Annotated in this window: 19 protein-coding genes and 1 riboswitch; of the genes, 9 read left to right on the top strand and 10 right to left on the bottom strand. The window is 60.8% G+C overall.

The window, feature by feature from the left end; all coding sequences use genetic code 11:
• Nucleotides 1-12: 12 nt before the first annotated feature.
• The 3 genes from NA8A_RS21005 to NA8A_RS20995 form a co-directional block, all read right to left on the bottom strand.
• Nucleotides 13-384 carry a response regulator gene (locus tag NA8A_RS21005; protein ID WP_009452423.1) on the bottom strand — a complete coding sequence of 124 codons (372 nt, stop codon included), beginning with the start codon at nucleotides 382-384 and terminating at the stop codon, nucleotides 13-15.
• 71 nt (nucleotides 385-455) lie between these two features.
• A complete protein-coding gene (hpt, locus tag NA8A_RS21000) occupies nucleotides 456-998 on the bottom strand; it encodes a hypoxanthine phosphoribosyltransferase (protein ID WP_009452422.1) in 543 nt (180 codons plus the stop codon).
• Nucleotides 999-1,077: 79 nt separating this feature from the next.
• Nucleotides 1,078-1,692 (bottom strand): hypothetical protein, encoded by a 615-nt coding sequence (locus NA8A_RS20995; RefSeq protein WP_009452421.1) that lies wholly within the window; start codon nucleotides 1,690-1,692, stop codon nucleotides 1,078-1,080.
• A gap of 199 nt (nucleotides 1,693-1,891) precedes the next feature.
• On the opposite strand from NA8A_RS20995, the gene ftsE reads away from it, so the two are divergent.
• The 4 genes from ftsE to NA8A_RS20975 all read left to right on the top strand — a co-directional run bounded on the left by ftsE (nucleotide 1,892) and on the right by NA8A_RS20975 (nucleotide 5,192).
• The gene (ftsE, locus tag NA8A_RS20990) at nucleotides 1,892-2,551 is read left to right on the top strand and encodes a cell division ATP-binding protein FtsE (protein WP_009452420.1); all 660 of its coding nucleotides are present in this window, start codon (nucleotides 1,892-1,894) and stop codon (nucleotides 2,549-2,551) included.
• Nucleotides 2,544-3,545: a cell division protein FtsX gene (locus NA8A_RS20985; protein WP_009452419.1), complete on the top strand. Its 1,002-nt coding sequence runs from the start codon at nucleotides 2,544-2,546 to the stop codon at nucleotides 3,543-3,545. The genes ftsE and NA8A_RS20985 overlap by 8 nt, the downstream gene beginning before the upstream one ends.
• Before the next feature lie 79 nt (nucleotides 3,546-3,624).
• On the top strand, nucleotides 3,625-4,326 hold the full coding sequence (locus tag NA8A_RS20980; protein WP_009452418.1) for a YdcF family protein: 702 nt from the start codon (nucleotides 3,625-3,627) through the stop codon (nucleotides 4,324-4,326).
• Nucleotides 4,327-4,403: 77 nt separating this feature from the next.
• The gene (locus NA8A_RS20975) at nucleotides 4,404-5,192 is read left to right on the top strand and encodes a lysophospholipid acyltransferase family protein (RefSeq protein ID WP_009452417.1); all 789 of its coding nucleotides are present in this window, start codon (nucleotides 4,404-4,406) and stop codon (nucleotides 5,190-5,192) included.
• Between the two features lie 4 nt (nucleotides 5,193-5,196).
• Here the strand turns inward: NA8A_RS20975 and NA8A_RS20970 are convergent, their stop codons facing one another.
• The gene (locus tag NA8A_RS20970; RefSeq protein WP_009452416.1) at nucleotides 5,197-5,715 is read right to left on the bottom strand and encodes a gamma-glutamylcyclotransferase; all 519 of its coding nucleotides are present in this window, start codon (nucleotides 5,713-5,715) and stop codon (nucleotides 5,197-5,199) included.
• 236 nt (nucleotides 5,716-5,951) lie between these two features.
• Here NA8A_RS20970 and NA8A_RS20965 point away from each other — a divergent pair, with 236 nt between their 5' ends.
• A complete protein-coding gene (locus NA8A_RS20965; protein WP_009452415.1) occupies nucleotides 5,952-6,950 on the top strand; it encodes a DUF2125 domain-containing protein in 999 nt (332 codons plus the stop codon).
• Between the two features lie 71 nt (nucleotides 6,951-7,021).
• Here NA8A_RS20965 and NA8A_RS20960 read toward each other — a convergent pair whose 3' ends face one another.
• Both NA8A_RS20960 and hisC read right to left on the bottom strand, forming a co-directional pair.
• Complete coding sequence (locus tag NA8A_RS20960; protein WP_009452414.1) at nucleotides 7,022-7,957, bottom strand: prephenate/arogenate dehydrogenase family protein; 936 nt, start codon at nucleotides 7,955-7,957, stop codon at nucleotides 7,022-7,024.
• Between the two features lie 3 nt (nucleotides 7,958-7,960).
• Entirely contained in the window at nucleotides 7,961-9,061 is a 1,101-nt protein-coding gene (gene hisC / locus NA8A_RS20955; RefSeq protein ID WP_009452413.1) for a histidinol-phosphate transaminase, read from the bottom strand.
• A gap of 245 nt (nucleotides 9,062-9,306) precedes the next feature.
• Nucleotides 9,307-9,384: riboswitch (SAM riboswitch) on the top strand.
• 55 nt (nucleotides 9,385-9,439) lie between these two features.
• Here hisC and metA point away from each other — a divergent pair.
• The gene (metA, locus tag NA8A_RS20950; protein WP_009452412.1) at nucleotides 9,440-10,363 is read left to right on the top strand and encodes a homoserine O-acetyltransferase MetA; all 924 of its coding nucleotides are present in this window, start codon (nucleotides 9,440-9,442) and stop codon (nucleotides 10,361-10,363) included.
• A 100-nt stretch (nucleotides 10,364-10,463) separates the two neighbouring features.
• Here the strand turns inward: metA and NA8A_RS20945 are convergent, their stop codons facing one another.
• The gene (locus tag NA8A_RS20945) at nucleotides 10,464-11,531 is read right to left on the bottom strand and encodes an NAD(P)H-dependent flavin oxidoreductase (protein WP_009452411.1); all 1,068 of its coding nucleotides are present in this window, start codon (nucleotides 11,529-11,531) and stop codon (nucleotides 10,464-10,466) included.
• The gene (locus tag NA8A_RS20940; protein ID WP_009452410.1) at nucleotides 11,528-12,298 is read right to left on the bottom strand and encodes a class I SAM-dependent methyltransferase; all 771 of its coding nucleotides are present in this window, start codon (nucleotides 12,296-12,298) and stop codon (nucleotides 11,528-11,530) included. Before NA8A_RS20940 ends, NA8A_RS20945 begins: the two co-directional genes overlap by 4 nt.
• Before the next feature lie 226 nt (nucleotides 12,299-12,524).
• Here NA8A_RS20940 and gloB point away from each other — a divergent pair, with 226 nt between their 5' ends.
• Nucleotides 12,525-13,292: a hydroxyacylglutathione hydrolase gene (gloB, locus tag NA8A_RS20935; protein ID WP_009452409.1), complete on the top strand. Its 768-nt coding sequence runs from the start codon at nucleotides 12,525-12,527 to the stop codon at nucleotides 13,290-13,292.
• Between the two features lie 24 nt (nucleotides 13,293-13,316).
• Here gloB and yddG read toward each other — a convergent pair whose 3' ends face one another.
• Together yddG and NA8A_RS20925 are read right to left on the bottom strand one after the other, a co-directional pair.
• Nucleotides 13,317-14,207: an aromatic amino acid exporter YddG gene (yddG, locus tag NA8A_RS20930; RefSeq protein WP_009452408.1), complete on the bottom strand. Its 891-nt coding sequence runs from the start codon at nucleotides 14,205-14,207 to the stop codon at nucleotides 13,317-13,319.
• Nucleotides 14,208-14,329: 122 nt separating this feature from the next.
• A complete protein-coding gene (locus tag NA8A_RS20925) occupies nucleotides 14,330-15,094 on the bottom strand; it encodes a DUF3108 domain-containing protein (protein ID WP_009452407.1) in 765 nt (254 codons plus the stop codon).
• Nucleotides 15,095-15,367: 273 nt separating this feature from the next.
• Between NA8A_RS20925 and rpmB the strand changes: the two genes are divergently transcribed.
• On the top strand, nucleotides 15,368-15,664 hold the full coding sequence (gene rpmB / locus NA8A_RS20920; protein WP_009452406.1) for a 50S ribosomal protein L28: 297 nt from the start codon (nucleotides 15,368-15,370) through the stop codon (nucleotides 15,662-15,664).
• Nucleotides 15,665-15,759: 95 nt separating this feature from the next.
• Nucleotides 15,760-16,392 carry a queuosine precursor transporter gene (locus NA8A_RS20915; RefSeq protein WP_009452405.1) on the top strand — a complete coding sequence of 211 codons (633 nt, stop codon included), beginning with the start codon at nucleotides 15,760-15,762 and terminating at the stop codon, nucleotides 16,390-16,392.
• Nucleotides 16,393-16,560: the final 168 nt, after the last annotated feature.

Here is a 16,560-nt window from a genome sequence, read left to right as displayed (position 1 = left end):
TCAAGCCCCCCCTCAGGCCGCGACGGCCAGCGCCTGGCCAACCCGCTGGCGCAATTCGCTGAGCGTGAAGGGCTTGTTCACGACACCCGACACCGTGCCCTCAAGTTCTGCGGCCCGCTCACGCTGGTCGGCAAACCCTGTCATGAGGAGCAGCCTGAGGTTCGGAAAACTGGTTGCCGCCGCCCGGGCCATCTCTATGCCATCCATGGCCGGCATCCGGATATCGGAAAGGACCAGATCGTAAGCGCCGGCAACGGCGTTTATCTTCTCCAGGCCTTCGAGCCCGTCTCCGGCCGTTTCCACGGTGTGCCCATCCGACGCCAGGGCGCGGGCGGTGAAAGTTCTGACGGAATCGTCGTCTTCAACGATAAGAAGCTTAGCCATGACCTGTTTTCGCCGGATCCGATTACGCTTCGGTAAACGCGCGAGCCGAATCCGGGTTCCGGCCTTAAATTTCAGGCTTCACCCTTCACCACGCCGACGAACGGCAATTCGCGAAATGCGTGGGCGACATCCATGCCATAGCCGACGACAAAATAGTCCGGGCATTCGAAGCCGACGAAATCAGCCTCAACTTCCGTCTGGCGTCGTGAGCGCTTGTCCAGAAGCACCGCGATGGAAACAGACTTGGCGCCCCGCGAAAGCATGAGTTCACGCGTGAATTTAAGCGTCTTTCCCGATTCCAGAATATCGTCGATCAGCAGGATATCCCGACCTTTGACATCGTTGTCGATGTCACGCAGCACCTTCACTTCGCCGCTCTCGGTGCCCGCGCCATAGCTGGAAATCATGATGAACTCGACCTCCGGCGTGATGCCCACATCATGCATCGCGCGGATCAGATCGCCAGCGAAAATGAACGACCCCTTGAGCACGGAAATGACGAGCAGGTCATGGTATTCCCGGGCGGCGATTTCCTTCGCCAGCTCAAGATTGCGCCGCGCTATGGTCGACGCGGAAAACAGAACCTCGATTTGTTTACCGCGCACAACAGCCATTGCCGAACCCCTGCCTTTCAAGATTGTTCCGCTAAATACAGCATTTCAGAGCCACCTGAAACCGCCCGAAGACAGGATCTCAGGAGCGAAAGGTGACCGAAACGGACTTCACGCCTTCCCTAGGCGCCACCAGCCGGCTGGAGAAGGGAAAGCGTGCTCCCGGCTCCAGAAGGAGATCGTTTGTCCCCAGGAAATACCGGGTCGTAGATCCATCGTCCGAATGCACATCGATGGCAAGACCGGGGACTGCGGCTGCCGCACCTCCGTCATTGAGGGCCGCTCCGTCCACGATCAGAAGTGCCCGCTCTCCATACCGCTCGACCCGGCTTTGCACGTCGACAAGGCGCATGGACGCGACACCGCTCGCAAATGATCGGCCTTCAACGAAACTATGCCCGCCTGAGACCCAGAAGGCCCCCAAGATGAGAAACAGCCCCGCGGCCCAGAAAAGCGGCCCTCCCCGTTTTCGTTCGCGGGGTGCCGAAAGGCCGGAGGAGGTCAGCATGCTGAGCCCCGCCATTTCGCGTTTTGCCGTGAACGAGGGTTCGGTGTCACGGCCAGCGATTTCCGGAAGGGTTTCGAAATCGGCTTCGATCACGTCGCACGAAAGCGAGGCAGCATGCGGCTCCTGCCGAATGCTGCCGGGCGCCATGATCTCGCCATGGACGAATCGTGTTGTGTCCGTCTGCTGCATCGGCTGGCGGGCATCCTTTCACCTTCTGCTTTTCCGGGGTAAACGAAAATGGTTAATGCTTCGCAATCCCGGCTCATAAAGCCAAAGTTAACTTGCCATTAACCATACGCGCTGATGGTCTGGCCGGAGTGCGTCGAGGCAAAGCGGCCACCCCAAGCAGCCCCTCGAGGGCAGCCACTCAAGGAACACAGGTCAGTTCGTGATTCGATTCGAAAATGTCGGCCATCGTTATGGAATGGGTCCGGAAATACTCCGTGACGTATCGTTCCATTTGCCCGAGCGTTCCTTCCAGTTCCTGAGTGGCCCTTCCGGCGCCGGCAAAACCACCCTGTTGCGGCTGCTCTTCATGTCGCTGAAGCCGACCCGTGGCCTCATCACCATCTTCGGCAAGGACCGCTCCAAGATAACGCGTTCGGAATTGCCGCTCATGCGCCGCAACATCGGCGTCGTTTTCCAGGACTTCCGCCTGCTCGACCATCTGACGACCTATGAAAACGTCGCTCTGCCGTTGCGGGTGCGCGGACGCGAGGAAACAAGCTATCGCGCCGACGTCATAGAGCTCCTGAAATGGGTGGGCCTTGGCGAGCGCATGCATGTCCTGCCGCCCATTCTTTCAGGCGGTGAAAAACAGCGCGCCGCCATCGCGCGCGCACTTATAGAGCAACCGCGCATCCTGCTTGCTGACGAGCCCACCGGCAATGTCGACCCGCAACTTGCGCGCCGCTTGCTGCGGTTGCTCATCGAGCTCAACCGGCTCGGCACAGCCGTGCTCATCGCCACCCACGATCTCGGCCTCATGGACCAGGTCGACGCGCGGCGCATGGTTCTTTCTGGTGGAAGGCTGGAAATCTATGACTGAGCCCGGCCGAATCCTGAAAAATCTCGGCGAAAAACTGAACGCGCATATCGGTCCGGGCATACGTGGTGCGGTCGCCAAGAAACCGATGCCCATCGTTCCGTCGGATAACATCGCTGGACGAGCCATGGTGCTGGTCATCGCCATTATGACATTCCTGTCCTGCCTGACGCTTGGCGCTGTGACCCTCGTGCGCGATACGGCTGCCACCTGGCAGACCCAGATCGCCCGCGAGGCCACCATCCAGATCAAGCCCGAGGAAGAGCTCGACATGGCGAATGCGCTGATCACCGCGCGCGACATTGCCATCAGCTACAACGGTGTCACCGGCGCGAATGTGGTCGATGCCGCAGCCACCGCGCGCCTGCTCGAGCCATGGCTCGGCACCGGCCTCGATATCGAGGCCCTGCCCGTTCCGCGCCTCGTCATCGTCACGCTCGACCCAGCCGCACGGCCGGATTTCGCCGCGATGCGGGCGGAACTGCAACAGGCCATCCCCAACGCCACCCTTGATGACCATCGCACCTGGGTAGACCGTCTCGTCGCCATGGCCCGCACAACCGTCACCATTGGCATGACGGCCCTGATATTGATGCTCTCAGCCACGGCCCTCACCGTCATATTCGCCACACGCGGCGCCATGGCCGGCAATGGGCACATCATCGAGGTGCTTCACTTCGTCGGCGCAGAGGCTTCCTTCATCGCATCCCAGTTCCGCAGGCATTTCCTGTTTGCCGGCATGAAAGGCGCCGCCGCAGGCGGTTTCGGCGCCATCGTCGTGTTCATCGCCTTCTATTGGTGGTCTTCGCGCAACATGGCCACTCCCCAAGCCGACCAGGCAACGGCCTTATTCGGCAATTTTTCCATCGGGATGTCCGGCTATCTGGGCGTGGCGATTGTCGTGGCCCTCATCGCCGCCCTGACCGCGATCACCTCGCATGTAACTGTTCTGTCCTATCTGAAGAATGTCGACACAACACATCCCGACGGCATGTAGACCGCCTGCACCAACGCTTTCCTCCAGGAAGACAGCTTGCAGACTATCCAATGCCTCAATTTGAGGTTAACCATCCGCCATGATGCAGGAACAGCGAAATGGCCGCAAAACGGGAGCTGACAAGCGCGGATCCAAGCGCCTGCCTCGCGCCTTGCGCATTACGCTCTGGGTGCCCCTGATTGCACTGGTCCTCTTCGCATCGGGCTTCTGGTTCTTTGCCGACCATGTGGGTCATCTCGCGGCCTCCGGCAATCCGCAGCAGGCTGACGGCATCATCGTGCTGACCGGCGGGCAATCGCGCATCGACGCTGCCGTCGCCCTCCTCAAAGCCGGCAAAGGCAAGCGCCTGCTGATCAGCGGCGTCAATCCTATTGCAAGGGCCGATGACCTGCGCGCCGCGACCGGCGGCGATGCAAAACTCTTCGATTGCTGTGTCGATATCGACCATGCCGCGCTCGATACGATCGGCAATGCCGAGGAAAGCGCCAAATGGGTCAAGGCAAATGCCTATGACAGCATCATTCTCGTGACCAACAACTATCATATGCCGCGCAGCCTTCTGGAAATGAAACGGCTTCTGCCTGAAGCGAGGCTCCAGCCCTATCCAGTGGTCAACACTCCGCTCGACAACGGCGCCTGGCTGGCAAAGCCCGATGCATTGCGCGTCTTATTGACCGAATACACCAAATTCCTCGGCGCTCTTCTGCGCGACTTCCTCCCCATAGAAATCCTGCGCGTCAAAAATACCCGTTCCGCCGAAGCCGCGAGCCATGGCGGATGAAGATGGCTGCACCTGCCGCTTTGTGTTCGCCCCGAGCATGCTGTAAGAGCCTCGGCTGACTGAAACGGGCCGCTCACATGCTCATCATCCGCTCCGCCATCTTCAACGTCCTCTTTTATCTGAACCTCATCCTTCAGATGCTCTTCTGGACGCCGATCTTTTTTTTGCTGCCACGCCGCAAGGCCTGGTTTGTCCCGAAATTCTGGGCGGCCTCCAGCCTCTGGCTTCAGCGCCTTGTCACCGGTGGGAAAAGCCAGATCAGCGGGCTGGAAAACCTGCCCGACGGGCCGTGCATAATCGCGCCGAAACATCAGTCCTTCTGGGACACCATCGCCTTCCTCCCCCACATTCCGGACGCGCTTTACATCCTCAAGCGCGAACTCATGTGGATTCCCTTCTTCGGCTGGTATGTGGCCAAGATGCGCATGATCCCCATCAATCGCGGCAGCCGTGCCAAGGCGCTTAAGCAGGCCGTGCGCAAGGCCCGCGATCTGATGAGGGAAAATCGCCAGCTGATCATCTATCCCGAGGGCACCCGCCGGCCGCCGGGCGCCGAGCCCGCCTATAAATACGGCATCGTCGAGCTGTACGACCAGTTGCAGGTTCCCGTGGTGCCGGTGGCCCATGCAGCCGGCCTCTTCTGGCCCCGCCGCAAGTTCCTGCGTCATCCGGGCATCATTCGCGCCCAGTTCCTGCCGCCCATCGAGCCTGGCCTGCCGCGCGCCGTGTTTCAGGAGCGGCTCCTGCGTGAAACCGAGGCCGCCTGCGATGCAATGCTTGTGGAAGCCGCAACCACCGAGAACCCGCCGCCCCTTCCCGAGACCGCCCGCAAAAGACTGCGCGAACTGGGCGTTCTGAACGCCTGATCCATCAGGATTTGATGCGGCGGGCGACACTTTCAAGCCAGTGATCGCGAATACCGAGCGCCTGGAGATGTTCCACGGTGTTCAGAACATATTCCTCATTACGGCCCGACTGACCGACGGAGCCGCTGACCTGACGCACCGCGTGCTCGACATCGATCCCGCCCGCATATTGCCCATGCGCCCTGTCGACCACATAGGTCAAGGCCCGCACATCCGGACCTGCTTCCAACCGAACAGTCACCTGCCGCTCGAGATAGACATGGGTCACCAGTTCGCGCTCGCGCAGATAGGCGACCACCTCTCCCTCCAGCTCTCCGGGAACGCGAAAGGCAAGACCGACGCAGGAACCGCCCCGGTCGAGTCCGAGAACGAGCCCCGGTCGGTCCGGCGTACCGCGATGAACATGGGAGTAGACGCACAGGGATCGACGATAGCCATGCAACCGCGCTTTGCGCGTTTCGACATGGGCAAAACCGGGTCGCCACATCAGCGATCCATAGCCAAAGACCCAAAAATCGTCCATATCGCCTGCCTGTATCTGGGCATCTGCGGTCCGCTGGAACGAGCCAGGGCCGCAGGAATGCGGGAAGAAACGAAGAGACAGAGCCTTTCCAGAGAAGCGTTTAACTGGAAACGCCCTATAAGCCTGTCCCGGTTAGCGCATTTGGCCGCCTTGAGGAAACACCTTGCCTGGCCAAGGCGCGCGAAAATCCGGGGATGAAACGGCGCGGCCCCGCCCGCGCCTGAACGGAGAACCGGATGCCATCGAGAAAACGCGCCAAACGCAGCTACAGCCGTCGCTTCCTCCTGTTGAGCGTTCTGATTGTCCTTGCCATCCTCGCCTATACCGGCGGCTGGTTCTATGCCGCCAATCTTCTGGAAACGCGCACCGTCGCCCTGATGGACAAACTGAACCTGCACCAGCGGCGTGCAAGCTGCGAGGAACCAAATGCACGCGGATATCCATTCCGCATTGGCCTGTTCTGCCGCAGCGTCTTCTATGAAGATGGCGAGAACGGCATTTCGTTAAGCGCCGGCGCTTTCCGGTCCGCCGCGCAGGTTTATGAGCCGCTGCGAACTGTCGGCGAACTCGACGGTCCCGCCCGCATCTCCATTCCGTTCCTGCCGCCGCTTGAGGCCAATTGGGAAGAGATGCGCATGAGCGCCCGCCTCACAACCACAGACCTGCCGCAACGCCTGTCGAGCGAGACGCGTAAACTGGTCCTGACCCTTGAGGAACCCGAAAACGGCGGAGTGGCCACCGCGGAAGTTTTTCAGGCCCACACACGGCGCAATGGTGCCGATGTGGATGTCGCCCTCATCGTGAAACGTCTGGCTCTTGATCCCGCGATTGCGGGCGATGCCGCAGTGCCACCGCTGGATGGCGAAATGCTCATAACCGTGACCGATGGCGTCGAACTGATCGAGCAGCGCAATCCAAGCTTGCGCGGACGCTCAGGGCGCGTCGGAAATCTTGTTCTGAAAACCAGTGATGAGAATGCATCCATCACTCTGCAGGGGCCGGTCGAGATCGATCCGGACGGGCTGATCAACGCCGAACTCAGCGTGACGGTGACCGAGCCGCAAACCGTGGCACGCCTGATCGCAGATGCCCTCCCCGAACAGCGCGACCAGATTGAAGGCGTGATTGCGGGCCTTTCCGGTCTTGGCAAGGCTCCGACCCTGCCGGTGAACATTCGCCAGGGCCGCGTCTTCATTGGCTTCCTGCCTATCGCCCGGATACCGCCCGTGCAGTAATGTTTACCGGGAGCAGGCGAGGCCGCCCGGTCCCGGTAAGATTCGCGAAACAACCGTACGGACGTGACCGGTTACGGCTTCGGAGAAGCCGGCCGTGCATGCCGTCCGAAATCCGGAACGTCGATATCCTGCCCAGCCTCGATGATCGACCGCCGGATCGCCCGCGTGCGGGTGAAAAGGTCGAACAGCTTGTCACCGTCCCGCCAGCGGATCGCCCGTTGCAACGCGGCCAGATCTTCCGAGAAGCGCGCGAGCATTTCCAGAATGGCCTCGCTGTTGTTGAGACAGACATCCCGCCACATGGTCGGATCGGAGGCCGCAAGACGCGTGAAATCGCGGAAGCCCGAGGCCGAATATTTGATGACCTCGGATTTCGTTACCGTTTCCAGATCGTCGGCCGTACCCACGATATTGTAGGCGATGATATGCGGCAGATGCGAAACGATAGCGAGCACCTTGTCATGGTGATCGGGATCCATCGTATCGACCATCGCCCCACAGCGCGTCCAGAAAGCGGTGAGGCTTTCGAGCGCGGCGGGATCCGTATTCGCAAGCGGTGTCAGAATGCACCAACGCCCTTCGAACAGTTCCGCAAAACCGGCATCGGGGCCTGAATCCTCTGTGCCCGCGATGGGATGCCCCGGAATGAAGTGCACATGTTCGGGAAGAAGCGGCTGCATTTGCGCAATCACCGACCCTTTGGTGGAACCCACATCGGTAACGATGGCGCCCTTCTTCAGCGACGGAGCAATCGCCGCAGCCACGGCGCCTGAGGCACCCACGGGAACCGAAACAAGCACCAGATCGGCGTCCCGCACGGCCTCGGCGGCATCGAGCAAATAGCGGTCGCCGAGATCGAGCTGCCGCGCCCGCTCCAGCGTTGACGCGCTGCGCGAGGAGACAACAACTTCGCCCGCCAGCTTCTCCCGGCGCACGACGCGTGCGAGGGAAGATCCGATCAGGCCGATGCCGATCAGCGCGACTTTCTCAAAAAGCGGTTCAGGCACGGTTCAACTTTCCAGAAACTCTGTCAGAGCGGCAATCAGGCCGCGATTGGCTTCTTCCTCGCCCACGCTCAGGCGCAGCGCATTGGGGAAACCATAGGACGTCACCCGCCGCAGCACATAACCACGCGCGCTGAGGAAGGCATCCGCCTCTTCCGCCGACTTGCCGCCATTGTCCGGGAAATGGATCAGCAGGAAATTGCCGACACTCGGCGTAACCCGCAAACCGAGCCGGGAAAGCTCGTGCGTGAGCCAGGAGAGCCATTTCTCGTTATGATCGACAGCGCTCTGCACATGCGCCTTGTCGCGGATGGCCGCAGCGCCCGCCTCGATGGCAAGAGCGTTGACATTGAACGGCCCACGCACCCGGTTGATCGCATCGATGATGTGCAGCGGCGCATAGATCCAGCCGATGCGCATGGCAGCAAGCCCGTGAATCTTGGAGAAAGTCCGGGTCATCACCACGTTCTCACTCGCCGAAACCAGTTCGATACCGGCCTCGTAATCGTTGCGGCGCACATATTCCGCATAGGCAGCATCGAGAACGAGGATCACGTTCTTGGGCAGGCCCGCTTGCAGACGGCGCACCTCATCGACCGGCAAATAGGTGCCGGTGGGATTGTTGGGGTTGGCGAGATAGACGATCCGCGTCTTCGGCGTCACAGCCGCCAGGATCGCATCCACATCGGCGCGCTCATCCGTCTCCTTCACCACCACCGGCGTTGCGCCGGCGGCCAGAATCTGGATGCGATAGACGAGAAAACCATGCTCGGTGAAGATGCCCTCGTCACCAGGCTTCAGATAGGTCTGCGCCAGAAGGCCAAGCAGCTCGTCCGAACCGTTGGAGCACAGGATGTTTGCCGGGTTCAGCCCATGGGCTTCCGCGATGGCGTCACGCAACTTCGTCGCCGAACCGTCCGGATAGAGCGCCAGATGGTCCATTGCCTTGGAAACGGCTTCCAGAGCCTTCGGCGAAGGGCCGAGCGGAGACTCGTTGGAGGACAGTTTCCACACCTTTGCCACACCGGGCGCGCTTTCGCGGCCGGGCACATAAGCGGCAATATCCATGACACCGGGCTTCGGTTCGGGACGGACGGGCGTGCTCATCGATTGGTCCTGTGTTGGGGAAAGCGTTGAATGAGATTTCCAAATCCGGCTGGGGGAACAAAGTCAAGCGTCAGCCGCCACCTGCTTTAGAGCATTTTACCGTCAGATGGAAACATCTGGTGTCCGCATAGATGCGGCAAAGCAAAGCACTGGCTTGATCTTCCACCCACGCAGGATGAGTACGATCTCAGCCCAAAGAATGCCACGGAGCGATTGACGCAAAGGGAACCCCGTTCTAAAAACGCCTCCTCATCCGTGGTGATTTGGCCGGTCGGCTTGCAGCCACGTAAAACAATTCGCTAAAAGACCGAGCGAAGCAAAAGTTTGCGGAGACCGGTCGCGATTTCGCCGCCGGTCTTTTTGTTTGGAGCTTATGCTATGCCCATCAAGATTCCCGATCAGCTTCCCGCCCACGACGTGCTCGTGCGCGAGGGCGTTTCCGTAATGGATGAACGAACGGCGCTGCGCCAGGATGTTCGCCCGCTGCAGATCGGGCTCTTGAACCTCATGCCGAACAAGATCCGGACCGAAACGCAGTTTGCCCGCCTGCTCGGCGCGACCCCGTTGCAGGTCGAGCTGACATTGGTGCGCATCGGCAACCACAAGCCCAAGAACACCTCCGAAGAACACCTGATCGCCTTCTACCAGACATGGGAAGAGGTTCGGGCGCGCAAGTTCGACGGCTTCATCATTACAGGTGCTCCCGTGGAGCTCCTTCCCTATGAGGAAGTGACCTACTGGGAAGAGCTTGAGCAGATTTTCGACTGGACGGCCACCAACGTCCATTCCTCCAACTTCATCTGTTGGGGAGCGATGGCAGCCGCCTGGCATTTCCACCGCATTCCCAAGCACACCCTGGAAAAAAAGGCATTCGGCGTCTATCGCCACCGCAACAACAACCCGGCCTCGCCCTATCTGGCGGGCTTCTCGGACGATTTCGCCATCCCCGTCTCGCGCTGGACTGAAGTTCGCGCCGCAGACGTTCCGGCGGATAGCGGTCTCGAAGTGCTGATGGAATCCGACGATGTGGGCCTGTGTCTGCTGACAGAGCAGGTGGGCAACCGGCTCTACATGTTCAATCACATTGAATATGATTCCACCTCGTTGAAGGAAGAATACGACCGGGACGTCTCGACGGGTGTTCCCGTGGACATGCCGCATGAGTATTTTCCCAAAGACGATCCGGCGCGGCCGCCTCTCAACCGCTGGCGTTCCCATGCGCATCTGCTCTTCGGCAACTGGATCAATCAGGTCTACCAGACGACGCCCTACGAACTGGACATGATCGGCGAAGGCCGCTGATCCCTGGAGCGCCCGGCATCCTTCAGGAAGCATGAAGGGTGCTCCACCCCGCTTTCGCATCCACACGGATGTCGGGAAATTCTACCCGCCTGCAAATGACTTAGCTCTGCAGGAGCCGTTGGGCATCGCGCATCAGCTTGACCGTCAGCTCTCCCGCTTCCATCGGCGCGGAGAGCGCGGCAGCCTGCCCTGCCCAGAGCGGCGAGAAATCGGAAAGCCCCGCAGCCTCTGCTGCCGCGCGCAATGGCCCGACGCCGGCGGTTGCAAGAGGAAACTCCGGCGCAACATCGCTCATCGGTCCCACTTCGCTGACAAAACGGTTGAGCAGGCCACGCGCCGGTCTCCCCGTGAAGACATTGGTCAGAACGGTTCGGTCGTCGCGCGCTCTGGCCAGTGCCTCGCGATGCCCTTCCGAGGTAAGCGCTTCCGGTGAGGAAAGATAGGCCGTCCCCACCTGGACCGCCGACGCCCCCAGCACGAAACAGGCAGCGACACCGCGCCCATCAGCAATGCCGCCCGCCGCAATCACCGGAACCGACACGGCATCGACCACTTGCGGCACCAACGCCAGCGTGCCGGGCTGCGTTGCGATATCGGCTTCGAGGAAGACACCCCTGTGCCCGCCCGCTTCCGCGCCTTGCGCAATGATCGCATCGCAACCGCGCTCCTCCAGAAAGCGTGCTTCCGCAACGGTGGTGGCGGAGGCGATCACCTTTGCACCGGTTGCCTTCACCCGTTCCATCAGCGCTTCGTCAGGCAGACCGAAATGGAAACTCACCACTTCAGGCCGGAACTCCTCGACTATGGCGCAGCTTTCCGCGCTGAACGGGTTACGCCCGGCTCCTGCGGGTGCCGTATCGGGATCGATGCCGAACTCCGCATAATAGGGTCTAAGCCGGTCACGCCAGGCCGCCTCGTTGCCAGGGTCGGGCACCGGAGGCACATGGCAGAAGAAATTGAGATTGACCGGGCCATCCGTACGTTGGCGGATGATCCCCATTTCCGTGCGGATTTTCTCTGCGCTCAGCATGGCACAGGGCAAGGCTCCAAGACCGCCTGCCGAACTCACGGCAATCGCCAGCTCCGAACCTGCCGCCCCCGCCATCGGAGCGAGCAGAATAGGAAGCTCCATGCCCAGGAGATCGGTGATGCGATTGTCCGGTATCATGCCCCTTGCCCTTTCTTTTCCACACGCCGGGTAGCGCCCAGCCGTGTCGCGCCCTGCGGCGAGAGCACCGGCACGAACACGCGCCGTGAAGCGCGTGCTGCGACCGGCAATCCCTGATAAAGACGCTTTTCAGCTTCCACCACCAGAACGCCTGCGAATATCGGCCAGAAACGCCGCCCTGCCTGTTCCAGAAGATTGTGCAGTTTCAATATCGCGCGGCGCTGTGAGGGCGGGAAATGCAGCGCATCGCTCCACGACGTCGCCGTGAAATTCGCTTCGCGCAGCGCTTCGGCAAGTTGCGCGCGCGAAAACGGCCGCCCGGTACCAAAAGGTGTATGCTCGAAACGCGCCCACATGCCCCGGCGATTGGGCACGGCAATCACCAGCCGGCCGCCCGGTGCCAGAACGCGCCAGATTTCCAGAAGCGTCTGCTGGGGATTTTCCGCATGCTCAAGCGAATGCACCATCAGCACCCGGTCCACCGAAGAATCCGGCAATGGCAATTCTTCCTCGAAGACCAGAGCCGTGGAGCACGCACCGCCCACCGGCCAGGCGACAGCTCCCTGTGCCGCAGGCATGAAGGCGAAACACCGCTCAGCGTCTCCGCCGAACCGGTCCAGCCAGGGCAGTGTGTAACCGAGCCCGACAAGCCGCTCGCTGCTCCCCTTCGACCAGATGGAGGAAAGCGCCATGGCGATGGAACGCTCCGCGAGGCGTCCAATCAGTGAGGAATAGAAGGCCCTGAGCGCGACGATATCCGTGATCATGGTAAGGACGGTACCCGTCGGCACGCTCCGCCGCAACAAATGTCGTGCGGGGCGTGACAAGCGGTCGCCCGGCTCATGAAACGCCGGACATCCCCCTTCGGCATCGCGCCGGTTGTGTGTCCGCCCGACGATAGAATGCGAGTTCCTTTCTCTGCATTTATGCTGTCTCGGTGTTTCCACCAAACCGCAAAATGCCCTATCGTCCCCGGCGAAAATGGAGATCCCCATGGTTCTGAAAATCGAGCAATTCATGTGCCGAAGCGACAATTTCGGCATCCTTGCCCATGATACGGAGAGCGGCCAGACGGCATTGATCGACGCGCCCGAGGAACGACCGATCCTTGCCGCCATCGAGCGAACCGGCTGGCGCCCCACCATGATTCTCACAACCCATCATCACCCGGATCACGTGGAAGCGAACCTCGCGCTCAAGGAACGCTTCGGCCTGACCATCGTCGGCCCGGCAGCGGAAGCCGAGCGCATTCCCGGCATCGACCGCAAGGTTGTCGAAGGCGACATTCTCAAACTCGGAAATCAGGCCATCCGCGTCATCGAAACGCCGGGCCACACGGCGGGGCATGTGAGCTATTATTTTGCCGATGCCGGCGTCGCATTCACGGCCGATACGCTTTTCGCACTGGGTTGCGGCCGTCTTTTCGAATGCAAGCCGCCAGTGATGCTCGCATCTTTAAGGAAACTGACTGCCCTTCCCCTCGAAACAATCATCTATTGCGGCCATGAATACACCGAATCCAACGCGCGTTTTGCTCTGACGGTGGACCCCACCAACTCCGCTCTCAAGGAGCGCGCCGCGAAGATCGCCGCTCTGCGCAATGATGGCAAGCCAACCCTGCCGACAACGCTCGAACTGGAAATGGCGACAAACCCGTTTCTGCGCTGGCATGATCCGGTCATACGCCGGAATCTCGGCATGGAAAACGCCACCGACGATGAGGTTTTCGCCGAAATCCGCAAGCGCAAGGATATTTCCTGAAGAAATTCTGTGAAACGACCGAACTCAGGCCGTTTCACCGGCCCGTTTGCGCCCGGGTTTCAGGATCATGTTCTTGGCGGCAAGCGCCGCGCCGAAAGTGATGAGCAGACAGGCGGCAAGAACGGTGAGAGTGGGTTCGGCCGCCCCTGCCGCGATCAGGATCAGCGTCGAAAGAAGCGGTGCCGCATAACTGGATGCGCCGAGCACCTGGATGTTGCCCCGCTTCACGCCGTAGTCCCAGGCATAGAAGGCCGCCCCCACCGGCATCAGGCCGAGCCCAAGCACGGCAAGCCACTCACCCGGCGTAGCCGGCCACACGGTCTGTTCCAAAGCCAGATGGCAAAGTGCTGAGAGAATGGCCGTTGCCGCGCAGAACCATGTCACAGTGCTTGTCGGCACCGCCTGGAACCTGCGCGACAAAAGCGAATAGCCCGACCAGAAGATCGCGCAGACACCGGCCATGGCGTATCCGAGCGTGTAGCGGCTGTCGAAGGTAAGGCCACCACCCTTCGTCACGATGAGAGCCGTACCGGCAAGCCCCAGAAGCGCGCCGGCGATATGATGCCAGCCAAGCCTCTCACCCGGCATCAGCGCAGAACCGAGCACGATCAGCAACGGCCACAGATAGGCGATCAGGCTGGCCTCCACGGCCGGAGCGTTGCGCAGGGCCGTGAAGTAGAAGAAATGGTATCCGAAGAGCCCGGCAATCCCGACAAGCCAGACGACGGGAGGTATCGGCGTACCCTTCTCCTTGGCCGGAGCGACGACACGCATGGCAAGCCCTATTGCCGTTGCGACTGAAAACGAAAGCGCCGAGAGGAGAAAAGGCGGCACATTGCCCGATGCAGAGGTAAAGAGCGCGAGCAGCGCCCACATGACGACAGCGGAAAATCCGATCAGCGTGGCGCGTGCCAATAGTCCCTCCTGAAGCATCTGGCCTCAGGCGCAATACCTGACACAGCTCGAATGCGGCAAGAACAAATAGCCGAAGACGCACCGATGCGAAACGTTCGATGTCTGCCCGCGTCAACGCAGGATCAGTTCATCGGTCGGCCACTCACATGCACCGTGCCGACCTTTGTGCCGATCCGCATTTCCACAGGGGTGTGATGCCCCTTTGAGCCGAGCGGTTTGAATGCAACGAGAATCCGCGCCTTGTCGCGCAGGAAAACGATGGTCGAGCGCCCCTTGCGATACCCGGAGACAGGCACGAAACGCGCCTTGCAGGTGATCGTATCCTTGCCGATCTGCTCGCCTCTGCTTGCGGGGCTGAACATGATGTCGGCGCGCATCTCGCCATCGAACACCCTGACACGGCGATTACAGACCTCCGCCGCGCTGGAAGCGGGCGAAAGCAGGGCCGAAAGCGGGTCCATAGCCCCCGCAAGATCCTTGTCGCTCACCGCGATCCAGTCCTTCGGGCGCTTCTTCGGCGTAGGCGTGATGACGGTCTCTGCCACCCGGCCCCTGGCGTATCGAATGGACGTGCTCTCGCGCTTCTTGCCGCTCTGGTATTGAAGGTCGTAACGCCCTGGCAAGACCCTGTCGCCCGACAGGCTTCCCTGCGCGCTGACGCTTCCATCCACCGCATCGAACAGACGTGCGAGCCCGGCGCTGGAAAAACGCCCGTTCACCGCGAAGCGATTCTCTTTCAGCTCGCTGGTGAAATCTGCCCGGCCGATCGGCAGACCGTAGATTGAGGCGTCGTAGCGAAGACGATAGGTTTCCTCTTCCGCCTGCGCCGGAAGGGCGTGCGAAAGGAAAAGGGTCCCGAGAGAGAAAACGAATGCGGCACGGCGCATCGTGCGATGTCTCCTGTTCGGCCGATAACCCGGCCAGCGTCCCAGCCTTTCTCTAGGATGAGCAATGCGGCAAATCTTTGGACAACGGTCGGCAAACCTGTCACAAGCGTGTTCGCGTGGGTCATGAATCGCCCACGGGTGCTTGACCATCGCCCCAAATATCTCTATGGAACGGCGACTTTTTCCATAAGGCCGCCAAGAAATGACCGCGCGCCGCCAGCTAGAGGTGCGGCAACGGGGTATGGACGGGCCCAGACGACGAAGGTTTTTAAAATGTCCCGCGCTTGCGAACTGACCGGCAAAGCCGTTCTTACCGGCAACAATGTGAGCCACGCGAACAACAAGACGCGTCGCCGCTTCCTGCCGAACCTGTGCCACGTGACGCTGCAGTCCGAGACGCTCGGCCAGAGCGTGCGCCTGCGCGTTTCCGCCAACGCCCTGCGTTCGGTGGAGCATCGCGGTGGCCTCGATGCCTTCCTCGTGAAGGCGAAGACGAATGAGCTGTCCCAGCGCGCTCGTCTCCTGAAGAAGCAGATCGAAAAGAAGCTCGGCGAGCAGACTGCTGCCTGATCTTCCGGCGCATTGGCGCCCGGAAGAAAGCTGACTGTCGAAAATCCCGGCCCGCCTTCTGGCGGGCTTCTGGTTCCATCACCCAGGATAAAAAAATGAACCGCACGATTGCGATCTGGCCCTTCATGGCCGCCATGGCGATCATCGTCGTCGCCTCGAACATTCTCGTTCAATATCCGTTCCGGCATTTCGGTCTCGGTGAAATTCTCACCTGGGGCGCATTCACCTATCCCATCGCCTTTCTGGTGAACGACCTCTGCAACCGCCGCTTCGGTCCCCGTGCGGCGCGCCATGTGGTGCTCGCCGGGTTCGTGATCGCGGTGATCCTGTCGATATGGCTTGCCAGCCCGCGCATTGCGCTCGCCTCCGGCTCGGCTTTCCTGTTTGCCCAGCTTTTGGATGTCGCGGTGTTTCATCGCCTGCGCGGCAGTGCCTGGTGGCGCGCGCCGCTCATCTCCACCCTGATCGGCTCCGCACTCGACACAGTCCTGTTCTTCTCGATAGCCTTTGCGGCGCATTTCGCCTTCCTCGACACCGCCCTTGGCCGTGAAGATGGTTCACTCGCCTTTCCGGTCTCTCTGTTCGGCACAGGCATCGAAGCGCCGCTTTGGCTTTCGCTCGCCCTCGGCGATTTCGTGGTGAAGCTGCTGATCGGCCTGGTGATGTTAGCCCCTTATGGAGCGCTACTCACCTTCCTGCGTCCTGCGCATAACCTCGACCAGGCCTGAAACCGGCAAGCCGGTGGGGCGCAATCATCTGCCCCCAAAAGACGCGAACTTCGGCCCAAAAGCCGGGCTTTCCATCGGGGATCGCCAAGCCGGTCTACTTGATCTTACGGCAGAAGCGTTTTGTGTGGTTCGACAAGCTCACCTTGAGGAAGAGGGATGGTGCAAAAT

Source organism: Nitratireductor indicus C115 (genome assembly GCF_000300515.1).
Classification (GTDB): domain Bacteria; phylum Pseudomonadota; class Alphaproteobacteria; order Rhizobiales; family Rhizobiaceae; genus Nitratireductor; species Nitratireductor indicus.
Note: the sequence above shows the minus strand (reverse complement) of the source record. Positions and strands in the feature narration are given on the sequence as shown.

Coding starts and splice junctions, on each gene's coding strand:
- NA8A_RS20970 (WP_009452416.1), bottom strand. CDS start 5,715: ATGGACGATTTTTGGGTCTTTGGCTATGGATCGCTGATGTGGCGACCC.
- metA (WP_009452412.1), top strand. CDS start 9,440: ATGCCCATCAAGATTCCCGATCAGCTTCCCGCCCACGACGTGCTCGTG.
- gloB (WP_009452409.1), top strand. CDS start 12,525: ATGGTTCTGAAAATCGAGCAATTCATGTGCCGAAGCGACAATTTCGGC.
- hpt (WP_009452422.1), bottom strand. CDS start 998: ATGGCTGTTGTGCGCGGTAAACAAATCGAGGTTCTGTTTTCCGCGTCG.
- NA8A_RS20945 (WP_009452411.1), bottom strand. CDS start 11,531: ATGATACCGGACAATCGCATCACCGATCTCCTGGGCATGGAGCTTCCT.
- hisC (WP_009452413.1), bottom strand. CDS start 9,061: ATGAGCACGCCCGTCCGTCCCGAACCGAAGCCCGGTGTCATGGATATT.
- NA8A_RS20965 (WP_009452415.1), top strand. CDS start 5,952: ATGCCATCGAGAAAACGCGCCAAACGCAGCTACAGCCGTCGCTTCCTC.
- NA8A_RS20975 (WP_009452417.1), top strand. CDS start 4,404: ATGCTCATCATCCGCTCCGCCATCTTCAACGTCCTCTTTTATCTGAAC.
- NA8A_RS21005 (WP_009452423.1), bottom strand. CDS start 384: ATGGCTAAGCTTCTTATCGTTGAAGACGACGATTCCGTCAGAACTTTC.
- NA8A_RS20925 (WP_009452407.1), bottom strand. CDS start 15,094: ATGCGCCGTGCCGCATTCGTTTTCTCTCTCGGGACCCTTTTCCTTTCG.
- NA8A_RS20940 (WP_009452410.1), bottom strand. CDS start 12,298: ATGATCACGGATATCGTCGCGCTCAGGGCCTTCTATTCCTCACTGATT.
- NA8A_RS20915 (WP_009452405.1), top strand. CDS start 15,760: ATGAACCGCACGATTGCGATCTGGCCCTTCATGGCCGCCATGGCGATC.
- NA8A_RS20995 (WP_009452421.1), bottom strand. CDS start 1,692: ATGCAGCAGACGGACACAACACGATTCGTCCATGGCGAGATCATGGCG.
- NA8A_RS20985 (WP_009452419.1), top strand. CDS start 2,544: ATGACTGAGCCCGGCCGAATCCTGAAAAATCTCGGCGAAAAACTGAAC.
- rpmB (WP_009452406.1), top strand. CDS start 15,368: ATGTCCCGCGCTTGCGAACTGACCGGCAAAGCCGTTCTTACCGGCAAC.
- NA8A_RS20980 (WP_009452418.1), top strand. CDS start 3,625: ATGATGCAGGAACAGCGAAATGGCCGCAAAACGGGAGCTGACAAGCGC.